This is a genomic window from Bradyrhizobium sp., from assembly GCF_052389815.1.
In the GTDB taxonomy this organism is placed as follows: Bacteria; Pseudomonadota; Alphaproteobacteria; order Rhizobiales; family Xanthobacteraceae; genus Bradyrhizobium.
The window spans coordinates 1-21,251 of the sequence record NZ_JBQTHN010000164.1; the positions used below are offsets into that span (position 1 = coordinate 1).

Annotated in this window: 10 protein-coding genes and 1 pseudogene; 1 reads left to right on the top strand and 10 read right to left on the bottom strand. The window is 60.3% G+C overall.

The genetic code is table 11. The features are described from left to right. Nucleotides 1–205: 205 nt before the first annotated feature. From ACT4OC_RS24910 to ACT4OC_RS24940, 7 genes and pseudogenes are all read right to left on the bottom strand, one after another. A complete protein-coding gene (locus tag ACT4OC_RS24910; RefSeq protein ID WP_444841704.1) occupies nucleotides 206–9,688 on the bottom strand; it encodes a calcium-binding protein in 9,483 nt (3,160 codons plus the stop codon). Nucleotides 9,689–9,705: 17 nt separating this feature from the next. Then, nucleotides 9,706–10,431 (bottom strand): hypothetical protein, encoded by a 726-nt coding sequence (locus tag ACT4OC_RS24915; protein ID WP_444841705.1) that lies wholly within the window; start codon nucleotides 10,429–10,431, stop codon nucleotides 9,706–9,708. A gap of 1,219 nt (nucleotides 10,432–11,650) precedes the next feature. Continuing rightward, the gene (locus tag ACT4OC_RS24920; RefSeq protein ID WP_444841706.1) at nucleotides 11,651–12,403 is read right to left on the bottom strand and encodes an IS5 family transposase; all 753 of its coding nucleotides are present in this window, start codon (nucleotides 12,401–12,403) and stop codon (nucleotides 11,651–11,653) included. A 70-nt stretch (nucleotides 12,404–12,473) separates the two neighbouring features. Then, nucleotides 12,474–12,752: pseudogene (locus tag ACT4OC_RS24925) on the bottom strand (transposase); the annotation flags it as partial. Beyond that, the gene (locus ACT4OC_RS24930) at nucleotides 12,734–13,633 is read right to left on the bottom strand and encodes a plasmid partitioning protein RepB C-terminal domain-containing protein (protein ID WP_444841707.1); all 900 of its coding nucleotides are present in this window, start codon (nucleotides 13,631–13,633) and stop codon (nucleotides 12,734–12,736) included. The gene ACT4OC_RS24930 and the pseudogene ACT4OC_RS24925, both read right to left, overlap by 19 nt. Continuing rightward, nucleotides 13,630–14,490 (bottom strand): ParB/RepB/Spo0J family partition protein, encoded by an 861-nt coding sequence (locus tag ACT4OC_RS24935; RefSeq protein WP_444841708.1) that lies wholly within the window; start codon nucleotides 14,488–14,490, stop codon nucleotides 13,630–13,632. The genes ACT4OC_RS24930 and ACT4OC_RS24935 overlap by 4 nt, the downstream gene beginning before the upstream one ends. After that, nucleotides 14,487–16,061 carry a recombinase family protein gene (locus ACT4OC_RS24940; protein ID WP_444841709.1) on the bottom strand — a complete coding sequence of 525 codons (1,575 nt, stop codon included), beginning with the start codon at nucleotides 16,059–16,061 and terminating at the stop codon, nucleotides 14,487–14,489. Before ACT4OC_RS24940 ends, ACT4OC_RS24935 begins: the two co-directional genes overlap by 4 nt. 49 nt (nucleotides 16,062–16,110) lie before the next feature. Here ACT4OC_RS24940 and ACT4OC_RS24945 point away from each other — a divergent pair, with 49 nt between their 5' ends. Then, nucleotides 16,111–16,740 (top strand): hypothetical protein, encoded by a 630-nt coding sequence (locus ACT4OC_RS24945; protein WP_444841710.1) that lies wholly within the window; start codon nucleotides 16,111–16,113, stop codon nucleotides 16,738–16,740. 356 nt (nucleotides 16,741–17,096) lie between these two features. On the opposite strand, the gene ACT4OC_RS24950 is transcribed toward ACT4OC_RS24945, so the two are convergent. The 3 genes from ACT4OC_RS24950 to ACT4OC_RS24960 form a co-directional block, all read right to left on the bottom strand. Beyond that, nucleotides 17,097–17,408: a hypothetical protein gene (locus ACT4OC_RS24950; RefSeq protein WP_444841711.1), complete on the bottom strand. Its 312-nt coding sequence runs from the start codon at nucleotides 17,406–17,408 to the stop codon at nucleotides 17,097–17,099. Between the two features lie 516 nt (nucleotides 17,409–17,924). Then, entirely contained in the window at nucleotides 17,925–18,575 is a 651-nt protein-coding gene (locus ACT4OC_RS24955; RefSeq protein ID WP_444841712.1) for a hypothetical protein, read from the bottom strand. Then, nucleotides 18,572–20,629 carry a ParB/RepB/Spo0J family partition protein gene (locus ACT4OC_RS24960; RefSeq protein ID WP_444841713.1) on the bottom strand — a complete coding sequence of 686 codons (2,058 nt, stop codon included), beginning with the start codon at nucleotides 20,627–20,629 and terminating at the stop codon, nucleotides 18,572–18,574. The genes ACT4OC_RS24955 and ACT4OC_RS24960 overlap by 4 nt, the downstream gene beginning before the upstream one ends. Nucleotides 20,630–21,251: the final 622 nt, after the last annotated feature.

Genomic DNA, 21,251 nt, shown 5'->3' on the forward strand with positions numbered 1-21,251 from the left:
GCAGTAGAAATCCATTCGCAGTCCGACGCCATAGCGCCGAAAATATTCTGTTGCCGTCATTGCGCAAGCAGTGCAGAGAATGAACTTTCTACGAGTTGACAGGCCTTCCGAATACTTGCCCAGCCTCATAGCGTGCGCCCTCCGCACCGTCCTTGGGTAAGAGCGCCATTAGGCCAACCAGAAAGCGAGCCTCAGCGGATTGTCATCACACGATGTGGAAGTCGGTCTCATTGAGGTTGGCCAGGCTGACATTCTGCAGGAGCACACTGTTGTTGGCGTCGATCGTGATGACCGTGTTGTTGCCGGAAGCCGTCGCCGCCGCCAGCGCGTCCGCCGCGTCCGCAAAAATGCCGTCGCGGAACTCAAGAACGTCCTGACCGGGCGTGAAGTCGGTGACGATATCTTGCCCGGGGCTGGCTTGGAACACGAATGTATCATTGCCGGTCCCGCCCGACATCGTGTCGTTGCCACCGCCGCCCGCGATGGTATCGTTCGACGATGATCCCGAAATCGTATCGTTTCCGGACGTCCCCCGATACCAGGCCGCTGACGCAATCGCCGGGCGGTCCCAGGTCGTTCCGTCGGCGAACACGAATTGCTCGACGCCGTTCGTGCCGTTGAACTGATTGCTGACCTTCAGCGTTTCGCCGCTTGCATTGATCTGGACGAAGAGGTCGTTGCCGCTGCGGCTGAACAGCACATCCGCGCTATTGAGTCCTGCCAGCTTGATCACGTCGGTGCCGGCATCGCCGCTGTACTCTTCGACGGTGTCGTTCCCCGAACCCAGGGCGTAGATGTAGGTATCTCCGTTACCGTAGCCACGCAGCGTGTCATTGCCGCCACGTCCATCGAACGTTTCGGCGTTACCGTTGCCATTGAGCGTATCGGCGCCTGAAGTTCCGCGTACCCATGCCGCATCGGCAATCTGGGTGCGGTCCCAGACCGTGCCGTCGCCGAACAGTACCTGTTCGATACCGTTGGTGCCGTTGAACTGGTTCTCGACCTTCAGCACCTCCGATGTTGCGATGATCTTGATGAAGAGGTCGTTGCTGATCCGGCTGAATTCGACGTCGGAAGCGTTCAAGCTGGTCAGCTTGACCACGTCGTTGCCGGTATCGCCGCCGTACTCGGATATCGTGTCGTTGCCGGACCCGACCGAATAGATGTAGGTGTCACCACTGCCGTAGCCGCGCAGGGTATCGTTTCCGCCACCTCCATCGAACGTTTCGGCGTTGCCGTTGCCATTGAGCGTATCGACGCCCGAAGTGCCTCGCACCCAAGCCGCATCGGCTATCTGGGTACGATCCCAAACCGTGCCGTCACCGAACACGACCTGTTCGATGCCGTTGGCGCCATTGAACTGGTTGACGACCTTCAGCGTTTCACCGCTCGCATTGATCTGGACGAAAAGGTCGTTGCCGCTCCGGCTGAATAGCACATCGGAGGCATTGAGGCCGACCAACGTAATGATATCGGTTCCGGAGTCTCCACTGTTCTCGTCGACCGTGTCGTTGCCGGAGCCGAGCGAATAGATATAGGTGTCGCCATTGCCATAACCGCGCAAGGTGTCGTTCCCGCCACCTCCATCGAACGTTTCCGCGTTGCCATTGCCATTGAGCGTCTCGGCACCAGCGGTACCTCGTACCCAGGCCGCCTCCGAAATCTGGGTACGATCCCAGACCGTGCCGTCGTCGAACAAAACCTGTTCGATGCCATTGGTGCCGTTGAACTGGTTGGTGACCTTCAACGTCTCGCCGCTCGAATTGATCTGAATGAAGAGATCGTTGCCGCTGCGGCTGAACAGCACATTGGAGCTGTTGAGCCCCACCAGCTTGATGATGTCAGTTCCGGAATCGCCGCTGTTCTCGTCAACCGTGTCGTTACCGGAGCCGATACCGTAGATGTAGGTGTCACCGCTACCGCCGCCGTGCAGGTAGTCGTTGCCGCCCTCGCCGTCGAACACTTCGGCGTCCGCGCTGCCATAGAAGCTGTCATTTCCGGACGTGCCTCGCACCCAGGCGGCGTCGAAAATCTGGCCGCGGTTCCACGTCGATCCATCGGCGAAGACCACCTGTTCGATGCCGTTGGTGCCGCTGAACTGGTTGGTGACCTTCAACGTCTCCCCGCTCGAATTAATCTGAATGAGCAGGTCGTTGCCGCTGCGGCTGAACAACACGTCCGAGCTGTTCAGGCCGATCAGCCTGACGGCATCTGTGCCGGAGTCCGAGCTGTTCTCATCGACATTGTCATTTCCCGAACCCACGCCGTAGAGGTAGGTATCGCCCCCGCCGCCGCCATGCAGATAGTCGTTGCCGGCGCCGCCGTCGAACACCTCAGCGTCGGCGCTGCCGTAGAAGCTGTCGTTGCCGGCGGTTCCGCGAACCGGTGAGGCGTTGAAGATCTGGCTACGATCCCACGTCGTTCCGTCGGCGAAGGCAATCTGCTCGATGCCATTGGTGCCGTTGAACTGGTTGAGGACCTTCAACGTCTCCCCACTCAAATTGATCTGGATCAGCAGATCGTTGCCGCTGCGACTGAACAGCACGTCGGAGCTGTTGAGACCTACGAGCTTGATGACGTCGGTGCCGGCATCGCTGCTATTCTCGTCAATGGTGTCGTTCCCCGAACCCAGGGCATAGATGTAGGTGTCATCGTTGCCGTAGCCCCGCAGGGTGTCGTTGCCGGCCTGCCCGTCGATGGTGTCCGCGTCCGACGTGCCGGAGACGGTTTCGGCAGCGCTGGTGCCGCGTATCCACGCCGCGGCCGAGATCGCCGCCTTGTCCCAGACGGTCCCATCGGCGAACTGAACCTGCTCGATCCCCCAGAAATCGGTCGCCGAAGTGAATTGCTGCTGGACGGTGATGGTATCGCCGTTGCTCAGCACCTTGATCAGGAGGTTGCTGCCGCTGCGCGAGAACATCACATCGGCGGCGTTGAGGTCGAGGAAGCGCAGAACGTCTGTCTGCACCAGCGAATTGACGCCATCGTTGATGGTGTCGCTGCCATCTCCGAGCCCGTAGATGACGGTGTCGCTGCCTGCGCCCGCCTGGATCACGTCGTTGCCGGCGCCCGGCTGCAGAACGTCGTCACCCGGCGTGCCCGTGACCGTCTCGCCGCCGGCCGTTCCGGTCGTGGCGGCATTGTTTGCGATTTGGGAGCGATCCCACACGCTCCCGTCGGCAAAGGCGATCTCTTCGACGCCCGCCGAGGCCAGGCCAAACTGGCTGATCACCGTCACCGTGCGCCCAGTCGATACGATGGTGATGACTAGATCGTTGCTGCTGCGTGTAAAACGCACGTCGGCACGATTGAGTCCGACTAGCTCGATACGGTCGGTGCCACTTTCGCTGCCTTCGACGATGACGGCGTTACCTGCGCCCGCGCTGACACGATAAGTATCCCCGCCGCCATAGCCGCTCAACGTTTCGTCGCCGATACCCGCCACGAAGGTGTCGGCAACGCCACTTCCGGCAAGTGTCTCCGTGCCGGTGCTGCCGACGATCAGATGAGAATCGAGACGGCTCAGGATATCGGATCGGCTCCAGACCGTGTTGTCGGCGAACCTGATCTCCTCAAGCCCCGCGCCATTCCCCGAGAGTTGGCCCTGCAGGACGATGGTTTCGCCCGTTGCAAGCACCAGGACCACGTCGGAATTGGCGAGCGATGAGCGCGCAACGGTAACGCTCGACGGATCGATGCCGCTGCCCAGGACGAGCTTGTCGGTATCCGCAGAGCCGCCCATATCGGCAATCCGGTCGCGTCCGTCGCCAGGGTCATAGCGATACTCGTCGGAGCCTGCACCTCCGGTGAGGACGTCGTTGCCCGCGCCGCCAATCAGAATGTCGGCGCCGCCACCCGCGGTCAGCGCATCGTTTCCAGCCGTTCCCGTCAGCGTTTCCGTCTGGTCGATGATGTTGATAGTGATCGTCGACATGACTGACAGCCCATCGTCATCAATGGCCTGTACGTTCAGCTGATGCTGGGGTCCCGTCTCGAAATTGACGACAGCGCCGTCCTTGACTTGGACCTCGTTGCCGATGATCTCGAAGATGGGGTCGTCGCCGACGATACTGAACGTATGGGTGCCTGTATCTCCTGCATCTATTGCGGTTAGAACGGCAATGACCGTACCCTGGGTTGAATTTTCGGTCACAGTTCCGCCGCTTATGGCGATTGCAGAGGGCGCCTGGTTGTCAAGCCGCCGGAATTCGAAGTTGTCAGCCGTCAGCGCGGACAGGTCGACATTTTGAAGCGTGAGGCTTTCGCCGCCGCCCAGAGCGATGACGACATCCGAGCCGGACTGGGTGGCCGCGGCCAGAACCGAGGCAAAGTCGCCGAACACGGCGCGGTCGAACCGGATCACATCATGGTCCGTGACGCTGCCGGCGGCAAAGTCGGTGATAGTATCCGAGCCTGCGCCGGCACCGATCAGGAAGACGTCCCCCTCGCTACCGCCGGTCAGCGTGTCATTGCCAGCACCGCCGATCAACGTGTCGGCTCCGAGGCCGCCGTAGATGATATCGGCGCCCTCGCCGCCATCGAGCCGGTCGGCGCCCATGCCGCCGGTCAGGGTGTCCGCGCCCGCGCCGGCCAGAATGATATCGTCACCCGAGCGGGCGTCCAGAATGTCGTCGCCGTCGCCCCCGATCAGGATGTTGTTGCCGGCATCGCCCGATATCTGGTCGGCGAACGCCGTGCCCGTGACGTTCTCGACGCGGGCGACATCGGCAACATCGCGCCAGGTACCGCTGTTGAGATCGGCTTGGTCTGTCGTTCGCACCTCGGCGCCGTTGGTGACCAGATCGACCCAGGCCGCCACGCCAAGACCGGACAGATCGAGAGTGTCCGTCCCTACGCCGCCGTCGACCGTGACGAGATCACCGGCATTGCTCACACTGATGACCAGATGATCGTTGCCGAGTCCACCGTAGAGGAGATCGCTGCCGCCCTGTCCGTCGAGGGTATCGTCGCCGGCCTCGCCATAGATGTTCTGCGCAACCGCGGAGCCGATGAGCGTGTCATTGCCGTTGGTGCCGGCGATGAAAGGCGACGAACTCGCGGCAATGCTCGCGATGGTGTCGCGGCCCCACCGGTCGCCGTTGGCGAACTCGATGTATTCCAGGCCCATGCCGGGCGCATCGGCGCCGTCGCCGAACTGGCCGAGAACCGTGATCGTCTCGTTGGTCGAGAGAACCTTGACCAGCAGGTCGTCGCCGGACCGGATGAGCTGGATGTCTGAGCTGTCGATATCGGTCAGCTTGAGCGTGTCGATCTCCGTCGAGCTGAACGAATTCCAGGTCTGCTCGCGGATGACGTCGTTGCCGTCGCCGCGCGAATAGACGAACGTATCGTTGCCGCTGGAGCTCTGAAAGCCGGAATGGATGATGTCATCGCCCGCGCCACCCTCGAACGTATCGTCCCGGGTGCTTTGCGGGTCGAAGAAGTCACGGCCGTCGGTTCCGCGGAACCACGCCTGCTGCTGGATATGCGCACGTCCCAAGGTCGCCCCGTCGGCGAACTCGATCAGCTCCAGACCGACATCGGCGCCGGTCAAGCCTCCCGAGAATTGCCCGATCACCGTGATAACCGCGCCGGTCGCCAGCACCTTGATCATCAGGTCATTGCCGGAACGCGATAGTTCGACGTCATCGGCGTCGAGGTCGGTGAATTTCAGCTTGTCGGTCGCGTTGGGTACACTGACATTGGTCGCATCGTTGATGACGTCGCTGCCGTCGCCGCTGGCATAGATGAAGGTGTCGCTGCCCCGGCCGGCGAAGATGACATCGTTGCCCTTGCCACCGACGAAGGTGTCGTTCAGCTGCGCATTGGTCGTGGTATTGCTCAGGACGTCGCGGCCGTCGGTGCCGCGAATCCAGGCGGCTTGCTGGATCTGCGCGCGATCCCACACATTGTCGGCGAAGCGGATAAACTCCAGGCCGTTGCCGGCGACATTATTGTCGGAACCGCGGTCCTGGAAGTGCGAGACCACGGTAATCGTCTCCTGTGTGGACTTCACGGTGATGAGCAGGTCGTCGCCCGAGCGCGCCAGCTCCACGTCGCCGGTCTCGATGTCGGTCAGGACGAGAACATCGGTATCCGCCGCGGAGTCCTGGCTCCCGGATTCGAAAATGAGATCGTTGCCGTCGCCCCGCGAATAGATGAACGTATCGCTTCCGGTCCGGCCGGCATCGTTGCTGATGATGACGTCGTCGCCGGTGCCGCCGACGAAGGTGTCGTTGCCCTCGGACGCGGACATGTAGTCCTTGCCCGCGCCGCCCGAGAGATAGTCGGTGCCGGCGCCACCCCCGCCGTACATCAAGTCCATGCCGTCGCCGCCATACAGCGTGTCATCATCGCCTTCGCCGTCGATGATGTCGTTGCCATCGTCGCCGAACAGGATGTCGTTGCCTTTGCCGCCCTTCAGCACGTCCTGCGCGCCGCCCGCGCCCAGGATGTCATTGCCGTCGGCGCCGTTCAGGATGTTCTTGCCCTCGCCGTGGAAGGGGCTGGGATGCAGATCGAGCGGTGTTCCCAGCGTGCCGCCGAGCCCACCATAGCTCGAGGCGTTCCAGATGTCGTTGAAGTCGGTGGGGCGCTGGTTGCCGACGATGTTGCCCGCATGTCCAAACTCGTCCACGAAATACTGCCAGATCACCGCACCTTGGAAAACCCAGGTGAAAACCGCCATATCCCAGCCGAGATATCCGGCCCCGGCGTCGTAGGTGATCTGCTGGCGGTCGATCGTGGTGCCGTCGGCGAACTTGATGAGGTCAATGCCGTACTCGTTCGCGCCTGCTCCCGTGGTCAGGTCAGTGACGCCGCTGAGGAAATTCGCGATCGTAAGGATCTCACCGGTGGAGTTGATCGTCAGCAGCAGCGTCTGGCCCTGATAGGAATAGGAGACGTCGCCGGCCTCGACATCCTGCAGCCAGAGAGTATCGACGTCGGAATTGCTGGGGTTGCCGACCTTCGACGAGGCATCGGATATCTGGTCGTTGCCGTCGCCCTTACGCCAGATGAAGGTGTCGCTTCCGCTCCATCCTTCGAGAATGTCGTCGCCATTGCCACCCTCGATGGTGTCGTTGAGTTCGGACGCCTGGATGGTATCGGTACGATCCGTGCCACGGTACCACGCCCGTTGCTGGATTTCCGCCCGGTTCCAGGACACGCCATCGGCAAACCTGAGCTCGTCGATATTGCGCGCGGTGGTGTTCCAGTCACCCGTGCTGGATGGGAAGAAATTCTGGAAGTCAACATACTCGCCGGTCGCTTTCACCGTCAGGATCAGGTGCGAGCCGACGCGCGACAGCTCGACGTCGCTGGAATTGAGATCGGTCAGCACGAACTTGTCGTGCTCGGCCGTCGAGGTCGATGAATCGTCGATGATGTCGTAGCCGTCGCCCTTGCTGTAGAGAACAGTGTCGTTGCCGGCGCCAATCCGGATATAGTCGTCGCCCTGCCCGCCACGGATGACGTCGTTCAAAGCGGAGTCGATGATGGAATTGGCGTGCCCATCGCCCTGGTAGACGCTGGCGTCCTTGATCTGGGCGCGATTCCACTCGGTGCCGTCGGCAAAGCGCAGCACGTCGATGCCGTTGTTGGCAAAGAAGCTTTCCACCGTCACCGTCTTGCCGGTCTCGGTCACCTTGATCAGAAGGCTGTCGCCGATCCGCACGAAGCTGACATCGGCAGCATTGAGATCGGTGAGCACCAGCCGGTCAGTATCGGCCACCGGGCCGTCATCCCTGACCCAGAGATCGCCGTCCTGCTTCTCATAGACATAAATATCGCTGCCGGCCCCGCCGCTCTCGACGTCGCCACCGCCTCCGCCGATGAAGACGTCCTGCCCGACAGTGCCGTTGAGGCCCTCGGCGCCGGTGGTGCCGAAGCGCGCGGTGCCGTCGATAATGTGACTCGCAATGTCGTGGATAGTACCGTCGTCAATTCCATCGACGGCAGACGCAATGGCAGCTTCGTAGGCTTGTCGATCGCCTTCGAACGCAACTTCAACGGCTCCATCGAGCCCGCTCAGCGCGCGAATGAGATATGCCGTCTTATCCCCGATTGCCACCGGTGACATGGCAACAATGAAATCGACGACCATGCCTAAGTTGCCGGGCGTGTCCGGCGCAGCTGGATCGCCCGGTTCGTACTTTGTGAAATCAAGCAGGCAATAAAAGAAATAGGGATTTCTTAACGCATCGGACGCATCCAGCGTATCACGCGCGAACCCGCTCTGAGCCACTTGAGCCAGGAACGCGACTTCGTAAACGCTAACTATTGCCTGGAATGCGGCTTCCAGCAAATCTCCACGACCCGCATCAGTAGGATACGAGCTAACTTCCTCGCCAAACTCAGAGATGCGATAATCGTCGCCGTAAAACCTCTCTAAAAAAGTCAAATGACGAGCATCGACATACGGTCCGCGGCTTGCGGGATCGACACCGTCGACGCCAGCCCAACGCAACAGCAACTGCTCGAATTGGCTCTTCAGCTCGGCGGGTGTCAGGCTGGGCGCGGCGTCCGTCAGCGCGGTCCAGTCGGCGAGGAAAGCAGGGTCGTTCGTCGCCTTGTAGGCGATACTGGCGATCAATCCCGACCCCGGCAACTGCGGGACCTCCAGAGCGTCGCTGGACGGCGTGAACTCCGGCGTATTGTCAACGGTGTCCTGGTTATCGGTGTTGAAGTAGACTGTTTCCGCCGTTCCGGTCGTTGCATCCGTTCGCGTGAAGGTCGCCTCGTAGCCGAGACTGTTGCCGGCGTTGGTCCCGTTCAACTTCTGCGTATGGAGCGAGATCGACGCGATGCCGGCCTCCGCCAGAGACTGCAACTCACCTGAGTCCGACATCCCGTTCTGGTTGAGATCGCGCCAGACCAGCAGGTTGTCGAAGCCGGCGTCAAGCGCGTCGATGACACCGTCGGCATTGGTGTCCAGCTTCTCGAGGATCGCAAAACCGTCCTGCGTGGGTGAGCCGAACAACTCCAGTCCGTCGTCAATCTTGCCGTTTCCGTTCAGATCAATTGCCAGAATGCCGTCGTTCGGCGACACCCATCCCGTGCGTTCTGCAAAGCCGTCCCCCGCGTAGTCGAAATGCACGCTGGAGCCGGCGAGCGACGTTAACTGAATCCCATCGCCGTTAAGGTCGAGGATGATGGGGTCGCGCATGGCAAGATGGAATAAATCGGGAACCTTATCGAAGAAATTAAGGAGGCTGTCTAAGTTCTTTGTGTCCAGCAGATCAATCGCCAGTCCCACAAGCCCGAAGGTCACTGCGGCGGGAACAAATCCAGCCCCCAAAGCGAACACTGCGTAGGCGAGCAACGATTGAATCAAGAGCTTGCCAACGGCGTCCGTAAACGCCTGCAGGTTTGCGGCCGTTGGATCTGCGTTATATTTGTTAAGGGCAATGCCTATCCCGACCAGACCGGAGGCAAAGTCTGCCGCCAGCCCAACCATACCAAAGACTTCCAGGGAGGGAGCGATCCGTATCGCCAACTCACCTACAGTTCCTCCCTCTAAAACATAGGCGCCTAGTTTCCCGAAAATTGTTCCTGAGGCCATACCAACGCTGAAGAGATGCAGGTCTCCCTTTATTTGACCGATGAATGTTGGATCGTCATTCTTGATGCCGTCTACCCAATTGTTATGAGCGCCTGTAATTGTATCCAAAAGCTCAAGCACCGACATGACGGCCTTCCTTCTTCCTATCTCAGGAACTTACGAAAAATCGACGCGATTGCGATGTCGACTAACACGAAGAAGACGGGAAGCAGGGCAAGTGCGAGACTGACGTTGCGGTATCCTGGCCACCAATTTCTCGAGTAACCCACGACGCTCGCATAGGCGAGAAGTACAATTATTGCCCCCGCTGCTCCTCCAACTATAATTGTCACTGTGGATTGGTAGAGTGTCAGCATCAAATTGTGTTGGCGCATGAGCCAAGCTATCCGAGCGACATGCACTGCCAGCAAGCCGGCTAATGTCACAGTCAGCGCAAAATTTGGCTCGCTGAAAAGGAGAAGCGCTACGCTCCAACCCAATATTCCGATGAGGCTATCGATTATCCCCATTCGAACGATTTTCGGTCGGTTTAGGAAATAGAAATCATTGAAGCTAACTGCGCGCGCCCCAAAACTTCCATTCTCGACTTCATGGTTCTCTCGTACCGACAACGAGATTGCTCCGCTGTCGGCTCCACCTTCCGCGCGTATCGCTGACATCATTTCGCCCGTGGTCGCCGACCAGCGAAGATTCTTGCTCCATAGGATGACGATCGCTGCGAAAAATCCAAGGACTAGCCCCATGCCGGGAACAACAACCAACGGCCGGACTTCCGTGGCAGCAAAGGGCAACATAACCAACAGAGGTGCGACCGCTGCACAAATCGCTACAACAAGAGCATAGGGCAAGCGGTCGACAAATCTTATCATGCTCGAACCCCTCCTAATTCCGTTGGCCTATCACGCTGCTCTGGATCCGGACAGGCTTGTTAATTGAATACCGTCTCCCGGCATGCGAGGTGGTCCCCGTTCCCCCCGTTCGCAACGAACTCAACATGAGAGACCGAGACGTCAACTCGGATTCGCGAGAAGATCGAGAGATAAACGCAACGCCGGATATTCCGCCGACAACGGCCGAAACGGCAGACAGGAACATCCCAAAGCCGAGGAACAAGGAGACAAGCCCGAAGACAGCTGCGAACGCCAGCGACGCAACCAACTTCGTTTGCACATCAGTCAGTTTATTCACGGAACGTCCCTCGCTCAAGGCACCGCACGATCCTCAGCGATAGACGCAGAAGATCCAATTCTTCCGGCATCAGTCTAGTGTCATCTGGCGTCACCCAGATCGAAAGACTTTGTGTTGGGATTGAGCCCGCATGGATACACTGCCACTACGGTTGCCTTTGGGCGAACAGTACCCTAGTTGCACGCCGCTGACTTTGAGGCGAGCGTAGCGAGGCCGAATTAGAAGGCATTTGATTTCTCCGCTCTGATCGCTTCGACGGACAAAGGGGGCCGAAGCGGACAAGCCGGGTTGCCATTTCAGAAGAGGGAAACCGCGTTCGCCACAATTATGTCTGCACATACTCCGAATAAGCTTGCGTCATTTGGCTTTTCTACGAGTCAGTTGCGAACAATAAGTGATGCTTTTTGTAGTTGTAAACAAGAATCTTCACGCTAGTAATTCTTTCAAGCTTGCCTCGAATTGAACACACAATGGAACCAATCGCTGAAGTTGCGGCCGGCCAACAGCTGCTGTAACCCGATATAGCTTGCGACCCTGCAATTTGCTCAACAGCCGAATCTCCAAAGGTATTCCGCAACATTACTACCGTGTCATTGCGCTGGCTTTAGCCTATGCCGCCGAGTCTCTCCAAGGCCCGCGACCTTGCTCTCCGGCTGACCTGACGGCGATAGCCGTCCGCCGCAAGGGGCAAGCCCTCGCGCAAGCGTGCCCTGCGGGTGCGGTGGCCGTCTCTCCCCGTCTCTCCGGTCGCCGGCAAGGCCTTCAGGCCGCCAGCAAGGGAGAGACAGCATGGCTAAAGATCGTTTCGACATTCATCAGCACATCACCGACCGCATCCTCACCGCCATTGAGGCGGACACAAAAGAAATAGCTCGGATTCGCGCTAGGGTCTGTTTGGATTCATCGCGAGTTTATCACGGCCGCGGCCAAGTGGATCATTGCGGAGAAGCTTTGATCGGTTTTGTCGGCGCGGAGCGCGATGCGCTGGAACTCCTTGAGCTTGCCGAAGAAGTTTTCGATCAAATGACGCCATTTGTACATTTCTTCGTCGATGGCGAGAGGTCTTGCGTGGCGCGGATGCTGGGAGATGACGATCTTGTCGCCGCGCGCGTCGAGTTCGGCGATTATGGCGTTGCTGTCGAACGCCTTGTCGGCGATCAGCGCCTCGAAGGCCAGCCCCTCGATGAGCGGGAGAACGCCAACCGTGTCGAAGCGCTGTCCCGGCAGCAACACGAAGCGCACCAGATTTCCCAACGCATCAGTCAGCGCCAGGATTTTGGTGGTCATGCCGCCTTTCGAACGGCCGATAGCCTGACTTTGAGTCCCCCCTTTTGCGCCCTGTCCGTGGCGCTGGACCTTGACGATGGTGGCGTCGACCATGGCGTATTCCATATCCGGCTCGTCGGAGACGACGTCGAACAGCCGCTTCCAGACGTCCGCCTTCACCCAGTCGCGAAAGCGCGTGTAAACGCTGATCCAGCGGCCGAACGTGCGCGGCAGATTGCGCCATGGACTGCCTGTGCGGGCGATCCATAGCACCGCCTTCACGAATAGCCTGTTATCCTTGCCGCTGCGGTCGGGGTCGCCCGGCTTGCCAAGACACAGCGCATCCATCTTTGCCCATTGGGCGTCGGTCAAAACGAATCGGTCCATCCCAAGCTTGAATCACAACCAAACTCGGATGAGAATCCCGAATCCAAATAGCCCCTAGAGCAGATTCTGATCAAGTTGAACCGTATCCTGCGGCAAGGAAATAGTTGGCGCATTCGTTAGGGGTGAATGCTCGGTAGGCGTCGGCGATTGCGGCTTCGAGCGTTTCGACGGTCCTGGCGGCAGCTTTGCGCAGGCTCGATTTGATTTGGCAAAAGCGTTCTCGATCAGATTGAAATCGGACGAATAGGGCGGCAGCAGCAGAAGGTTGGCACCGCGGGCCTCAATCGCGGTCCGGACGGTGGCACCCTTATGTGCCGGCAAGATTGTCTATCACGACGGTGTCGCCGGGACAGGCAGAGTTTCGAAGACGATGGTCCGGAATTCCCTCGCGATTTCCGGATGATTATCTTCCAGGTAGTGAGCCACCGTTCGGCTGCCTAGGAGACGCGACACATACCGCGCCGCAATCACGAGATCGAGCATATCCCGGCCGTAGGAAGTTTCGACCTCCTTCAAGTCTTGTTGGACCTGCTTCAGCTCCCGCTCCATCAAGGAAAGGTCCGCCAACGTTGCCACCGCGGGGCACAGCGGCCTGGCAGGCTTCACGCGATCTTCATCTTTCGTCGCCGCCAGCAACGCCTTGGCGTATGACGATGAATAGTTCGAAGCGGCCACCATTAGTTCGCAAGCTTCGGTCTGCCTGGTGGCTTTCATCTTTCGCAGGAGATCAAATGTCACGGGATTGACCGATTTGTCGCGCAAGAGATGAACCGCCTGCGGGCAGATGCCCTTGAGCATTCTCCGCCGACGCTTGATCTGATCGACATTCACGTTCAGCGCCCGGGCGATCTTCTGTTCAGATACCCCCCGCTCAATGGCGCGCAGAATGAGGAAGTGCTCCTGCACGACGGCCAAACGATTGACGCTCTTGTTGTAGGTGAACGCCTCATCGTCGGTTGCCAGCAGACACTCGGCTTCGACGATCCCCCGGTCGGTAAGAATTTCGCGCCTCAGGCTCCCATCAAGCAGCAGAAAGCGGCCGCGCCGATCCGGTTTGCGAAAGACGACCAAGGGTTCGATAACGCCGACCTCGCCGATGGATGCTGCGATCGCCAGGTACTTCTCGGATTTCTTGATCACCTCCGTGACCTGCTTGAGAGGCAGGAGGCACGCAAGGGGCAACACCACCAGATCAGATTCGAATGCGCTGGCGACATGCTTGATAGTCATGATAGCCTCACAGCCCCCGACAGCCGATGCAGCAGCGGAAGGGGCAGTTGATCCAGCCCCTCCCCGCGCAATATCGTCACGAACATGCGCTCGCTTAGCAGCGTCTTCAGTGCGCGCACCAGGACCGCCAGGCGGGCATGCGCGAGGTCGGCTTTTCGGCGAAGCAGCTGCTCGCGGTCGGTCTCCAGGCGGTAGGCGCGAACGAGATCAGTAGAGTTGATTTTCTCTTCCCCGGATTGCGCTTTCGCGGCAGAACGCTGCCGCTGCTCGACGAGCTTGCGCATCTTCTCGACCTGCTTGGTCGTATGCCGCTCACTCACGTGGGCTTCCAGGAGGGCACCTTGCAGTTTCGGGCTCTTGGCCCTTGCAATCTCGACGGCAAGGGTTGGCGGAACGATGCCGCGCTCGACGGCACTGAGAAGCCGCACTTCACCATGCTTGAGCAGGAAGACTATGGCGCGGATCCTTTCCGGAGCGAGGTCGAGCTTGGCGGCAATTTCTATTGTCCGATAATGTTTGACCAAGCGGCCGATTTCTCGCAGGAGTTCGATCGGGGAATGCCGCCGGCGGGCGATATTTTCGACGAGACTCATCAGGATGCAGTCTTCGACCGCGACGTCGGTCAGAAGTGCCGGAATACCCGCCTGGTCGAGCGCCGTGAATGCATCCAGGCGGCGCTCACCGCAAACTAGGTCATACGCTTCTTCTTCCCGCTTGCACAAGGTAACAGGCCGCTTGAGCCCGAGGGCGGAGACGCTTTGTACGAGTTCCTTGAACCGAGCCTGATTGCGTTCCCGCGAATTCAGCACCCTGATGGCCGAGATTGGTACCGTCACGACGGTACGGCCGCGCTTCATGAGATGCCCCCTTGGTCAAGGCCCGCGCACAGGCGGCAGAATTCGTCGAGGCCTTCGAAGCGGCAGGCTTGCCGCAGAACCTTGTTCGACAACCGGACAGGACTTGGCGCGGATTGCGCCAATGCAGGAGTCGGAAGCAGATAGTAGGCAACGACCTTCTCGTTGGAGGCATCCAAACGAACAATGAGCGTCAGATCCGTCTCGGCCTTGTTGGCCATGCTTATCTGCCAGCGGATGCGTCCTCCGCCGTTGGAGACCGCACGCGCGGTACTGAGTGACACACGGCACCCTTGGCTTATGCAAATGAGAAAGCTCTCGGGATCGACCGCTGCCTGACCGCCAAGGCCATTGATCCTGGCTGCAGCCTCCTCTGCAATTTGGCTGAGGAACGCGCGATAACGTGCTCTGGTTTCGCCGCGGCGATAGCGAGGCTCGGGCTGATAGCCCGCCAGCTCATAGGCCGCCGCAAGCGAGCCGAAACGGTGGCGATAGCCTTCCGCCGACAACATATCGTTGGCCGCATCAACGATAGCTGTCGTTAGACGCCCCTTCTCGCGGCCGAGAGCCGCCAGACGGTCGATCGCTTCCTGGTCGGTGCGCCGCTGCCGGCGCTCGCGTATCACCTCCTGAGCTTTTGCAAAGAGTTCCGGAGAAATCACGGGAGGGAAGGCTCCGTCCCGCCTGATCCACATGTCGCGGGGATTCTCGATCCGCCTCTGTTTCAGTTTCGAGGAGGACCGGTTGTAAATGAGGCTGCCGGTGTAGGTCTCGTTCAAAAGTATCTTGGCAACGGTGAATCCGGTCCAGCGCTGACCACGGGTGGTTCGGACTTGCTCGGCATTCAATTCGGCCGCGATCTCCCCGAAATACTTTCCCTCCGTGACAAGCGACCGAAATATCCGCCTGACCGTCTTGATCTCACGTTCTGGCCCGTGCACCAGAGCGACCCGGTCAGCCTGAAGGTACTTGTGCTGTCCGTACTCGAGCTGGGCTCTCACCTCGCCCGCCTCGTTGATCAAAAGGCGACGCAGGCCAAAAGTCGGCAAGCCCCCGCGCCAGAAACCCATCCGCGTCATGCGTGACTGGCCGAGGAATACTCTCTTCGAGAGCTGGCGACTGAAGTCGGCAGCAGCGACCCGTTTGACATTTTTCAAAATGACCGACGAGAGGCTGCCGTCGTTTTCAAATTCATCGGCGCAATAGTGCACGGTCAGGCCTGCCCGCTTGCAGATGAATTCGTAGTAGGCGCTCTCGTCGACGTCCTGAAATCTCCCCCAGCGGGTGACGTCGTAGACCAGGATGCAGCTGAAATCACATTGCTTGCTCTCGACATCTGCGATCAGCGCCTTCAATCCGTCGCGCCAGCCAATGCCGAGGCCGCTAAGCCCCTCATCGGCGTAGGTGCGGACGATCGCCAGGTTTCGGCTTTGAGCATAGGCCGCGATCACCTCGGCCTGATTAGCCGTCGAATACTTCTGATGATCCGTCGACATCCGCACATACTGCGCGGCTCGAAGCAATTCCAGTGACATTGGCGCGGCCCGAATGTCGGCTAGCTGTGGGTCCAGCATCCCGGTAGCTCCTCCGCCCTTCACGGAGCCTATTCAAGGGAGGCCTGCCATGTCGTCGACAAATATGGACCGGAGTTTCCGGTCTGTTTCCAGAAACACAATTCCGGCACGGGCCGATGACGTCCTGCCGGCACGCTTTGCAGGAATGATTGCGAAGGCGCTGCGCGACGACTTCGGAGATACCCACAGAGCGGTCAAGACCGTCTGCAAACTTGCGGGCGCCCATGAGCGCGCTGTGAAGAACTGGTTTGACGCCGAGAACGGTCCGACTGGACGCCACCTCGTCGCCCTCATGGCGGTCTCCGACGCAGTTCTGGAAGCAGTGCTCTTGGCCGCTGGACGGCGCCATCTTGTGGTTGCCAATAAGATTGCGGAATCAAATCGTCAGTTGCTTCGCCTCCTTCGGCAACTCATTGACCTGCAACGCGATCGAATGACGGCGCCGTTGGATCGATTTTCGGCCGCCGATGTGCTATCGGTTCGGCAGGAGGCACAAATGACTGATCCCAGAGACGTTATTTACGCTGCAATCCATTCTGCCTTCGTAAAATATCCCCGAGAAGATGACCCTGCTTCGCACGACCATTGGATCCAGCCTGAGGAGAGTGCGCATCTGACCAAGGTGGTATTGGCCGAGCTGGAAGCGAATGGGTTCCAGATCGTGAAAAAGTCAGGCTAACAGTCGATCTCTTGATATCCCGCGTTGGTTGTGCTGAAATTGCAGCGCACGGAGAGGTTTAGATGCGGTGGTTGGGGGGTGTGGCGATTTGCGTGGCCTTGGGCGGCTGCTTCGTACCCCTGGCAGCTTTCGGCACAAACCAATATCGCTGTCAGCTCGGACCGGTACGGAAGTCTCGGGTCCGCAAGTACGAACTATTGCAAGGTCACCGTCATTGCCTCGCCCACGGGCATTGTCCAGCAACTGGACACCGAAGATGCGAACGCAGGGTATGGGCGTACGCGGCGCGCTCGGCATCTATGGCAGTCTCTTTGGTCAGCGGCTGGCATGAGGCCAAGCTGACAGATATCAGGTGGTCAGTTTAGCTTCGAGGCGCCGACCGTATTGGGCTGAGGCTGCTCCAGCATCTTCAGTGATGCGTCGATGGCGTTTCGCAAGTGCACGGCTGCCGCCGCGCTGCAGCGCAGCCGCCCACAGGAAACGAACCTGACATCGACGGTATCGTCCTGGTGCGGAACGAGGATGCGCGCGCCAAGCTCTACCTGGACGATTCCGCTCATGACCCCGTAAGCGGGCGCGATATCAAAGTAGACGGTCGGCACGTCGTTTCGATCTTCAAAGGCTGGGACTTGCGTTTTTGGGGCGATATCAGGCGGCGGCTTGCTCACTATATTGCTCCAGCGATTTCCTATGAGGGCTAGTCGGGCGGCCAAGGCAGCCGCCAGCCAGCCACGGTAATGCGGACGCAAGCAGCGCGCAAATCAGGCCCTAACCCACGGAAAGACCGGCCGCACGCCGCATTGAGCGAGCACAGGCAGAGGTAAGCGCCCAGAATGGTTCCGTAGTTTCGTTTGAAGTCGCCACAACTCGTCCAGTGCCCGACGCACCATCGATGGGGAACGCGTCGGAGGTGCTGCGATTCGCAGCACCTCGATGCCGTCGATCCCGTCCAGCTCCCAGCCGCTTGCGCGGCAAGGGCGAGGGTACGATCACGACCGGCCGATGGCCGAGCGCGGCGAAATTGCTGCGCCAGGTCACGAAGCTGGACCGCCGCGCAAGTTCGCAGCGGCGGATAGTCGCTGCCGTCGTCATTTGCGAAATGCCGTTGTTACTTGTCGTATTCCGGATCATTTCCGCACCATCCTTCAGCAAGAGCGTCATCAAGCCGACCAGAAAGACGAGCCTCAGTCGATCGTTCTCACGAAGCCGCTGCTGTTTTTGGAACCGGCTAGCCGCATCAGCGCCGAGACGCCGACGAACGCTCCGCCGATGATGAAAAATGTCTGTCGCCAGATTGCAGAGGGGATCGCCTCGTGGGTCACGCCGTGGACCAACGCGTAACCTGCGATGGCAGCTGGCGCAGCAAAGATCAGCGCCACGACGAGACGCGGGATCGGCGACCGTAGCCTGGCAAACAGAACCGCAAACAAGGCGAACCCGGCCGCGGCGGCGATGAGCCCGATGAGACCCGCGCCGATCAGGCCGGAGCCGGTGTAATGGGCAAAACGCGCGGCGGCAAACCCGAGCATCAGGGGGAGTGCGAAAGTGGCGAGGGTGTAGGCGATGACACAGAGGGCACCGACCAGCGCTACGCTCATCAACATCACGGCAGCGATCATGATGGTTTCCTTAACGTAGTAGATTGCCCTTCGCTCGTCGTGCACATGTCCAGTGACCTTCTCGCGGCTGCGCACGTTTTCCCTTCGTCCCTGAGAGTTCTGTTTTCCAGTTGCGCGATCGAGGTCATCCGGCCGCGCGCCGTCAGGGGCGCGGCCGGAATTTTTCGCACCGTGGGAAAGCCGGGAACGCTGGCGCGGTCCCGGCTCGTCGCTCACTCCGCTGCGACGGAATAGCCGTCGTCGCGCGCCCTTGCGACATCCTCGGTATCGGCGGTCTCTGGCGCTTCCAGCTGCTGTTTGGTCAGCCATGCGGGCTCTCGCGTCCGCATCAGCGCGGGCAGCCATCCGGTCGCGGCCACCAACTGCTCGGCAGCTTCCGCCATATCCTGCTTCTTCATGTCCGCCATCCGGTCGGCGGCCTCGATGCCGACGGCTTCCCGCACGGCGTCAAGAATGCGCGGCTTGGTAACCCGACCGAAATAGGTCCGCGCGGTAGGTCGCCAATGCGCGGTCATGTCGAGTGACACGGCTTCCGCCAGCCTGTCCGCCGTCGCCATCGCCCGGGGCCTGCGATCCATCGGCAACTTGACGGCATTCACCGTCAGCGCGACGCAATGCGCGAACAGCGCCATGCGGCTGTCATGATCAAGTTCCGCAACGAACGGCCAAAGGTTGGCCACGTCGCGCGGCATCTGGGCCGCCCAACGGGCATGGCAATCCGCCCATGCCTTCCCTGCCTTCGTGTCCTCGATCCCATCCGCATGAGACGCAAGATACGTACTGGTCGGACGGATATCGAGAACATGGGCGTCCGCGCCTCGATAGAAGATTTGCGCTGACAGTGCATGGGTGACGGCGACGATGGCGACCTCCGGCTGCTCGCGCAAGGCGAGGCGAAGCCCGAGGGTCCGGTGCGCGGTGAGATCGCGGATCAGGATGTCCGACAGCGGCTTGTGATCGTCGGCGTCCTCGTCCTCCCCGTCCGCCCCCTCACTCCCGGCGTCACCGTTCGGGCCGGTTCCGCTGTCTTGATGGACGGTGTGATCGCCCTCGCTCTCGCCGTTCAGATCATGCGCTTCCGGCTCCGGTCTCTCGTCCTCGGCCCGCACAAAGCCGCGCTCAATGCGGACCGCGCCGTCATGATTAAGGATGACAAAAGCTCCGCAACGCGCGATATCGGCGGGGTCGTAAGCCCTACGCTTGGCCTCAAGCCGCTCGATCTCGGCCTCAAGCTCGCCGAAACGCGCGTCAACCTCGTCAGTCAGTTCCTCGTCGCTTTCATGCTGCGCCGTCAGGCTGTCGAACTCGCCCCTCGCGGCGTCCAGAGCCGCCTGATCCTCCGCCAACAGTTCCACGGCTTGCGGATAGGTCCGGCGCAGCCCGTGGCTGTGGGGGAAGTCCAGAAAGACCTGCGCCCATTTCCAGCCCTCCGCTTCCATCAGGGCGTCGGCTTCGCGTCCAAGCTTTGCCATGACCAGCATATCGAGAAGCGCCACGTCCTCGAAATAGCCACCACCATCCTCGGTGAAGAGGTCGCGCAGGATCGTACCGCCAACCTCGGTATAGGCTTCCGCGCCGACAAAGACCGCGCGGCGATCCGTGGCGAAGACATGGGCCTCAGTCAGCATGCGGCGGATCGTGCTGGCGTCGCGGTTAAAGGACAGGCGCTCGTAGGCGGCCTCCTGACGGGCATGGTCTTCCGTGATGGCAAAAGCCATCAACTGGTCAAGTGCCAGATCGCCGTTGCGATAGATTTCCGTCAGCTTGGGCGACACCGCGCCCAACCGCAGGCGCTGCCGCACCACATGCGGCGTCACGCCGAACCGGGCGGCGATTTCTTCCGCGCCATACCCGCGTTCCTCCGCCAGCTTCTTGAACGCCTCGAACTGGTCGGCAGGATGCATGTTTTCGCGCGTGACGTTCTCGTCAAGGCTGATCTCGTGCGGATCGTTCGCGGTGTCGATCACACAACGGATCGGCTCCGTCTTCTTGATCTCCTTCCGCTTCGCCCGCAGTAGCTGGGCAAGCCGCCTGCCCTCGCCGATGGTCACGAGGTAGAATCCGGTCGCGGCTCCTTCCGCGTCCAACTCCGGCTCGACGACAAAATTTTGCAGGATGCCCTTGGCGGCGATGCTCGCCGCCTTGGCCTCAATCGCCGCCTCGCTGTGCGGCGTCTTGCGCGCATTCTTCGGCGACTTCTTGAGCTTGTTGAGGGGGATAAAAACTTCCGTCCCGTTCTCGGGAATGGTTACAACGTGCTTGGCCGACATGATCGATCTCCTTTTGACTTCATGGGTGCAGAGCGCACCTCGCGCCTGCGCCCCTGCCCGTCGGCGAGACCAGGGGTAGCAAGTGCCAGGGCGACCGGAGCGGAGGGGGATCGCCCGCCCGCAAGGGCCGCTTCGTGAAGCGGGTCTGCACAAGCGCAGGCCAGGATTTCCCGGCGTTAGGGATTTGAGAGAGCGCGGAAGACCGGGGAGACCGCTCGGGTCGGCGCCGGCGCACGCCGGCGCTTTACCCTGGCGCGCGCGAGGGGCGGAGCCCCTTAGCCCCGTGCGAAAGGGGAGACTCGTTGGTTGATGAAAGTTATCCCGGCAAGGAGAAAAAGGCCGCCGACGAAGGAGCAGTGATAGCGACGCGGGCATGAAATGACCGCGGGCACCGAGGCGACGGCAGTCGCGAGACCGGTTAAGAAGGCACCCGCGTTCGGGGCAGTGATAGCGGCGCCGGCATGCAATGCCGGCGGCCCCTAACGCGAGAGCCTCCGGCGAGTGACACATTCGAAGCGACATGATTCCAACACAAAGAGCCCATGGCAACGTGAGATAATTCGATGCGCGTCGAGCACGGTGCAGGGAACGCCAACCGCATCGAGACGCCGATGAGGATTGA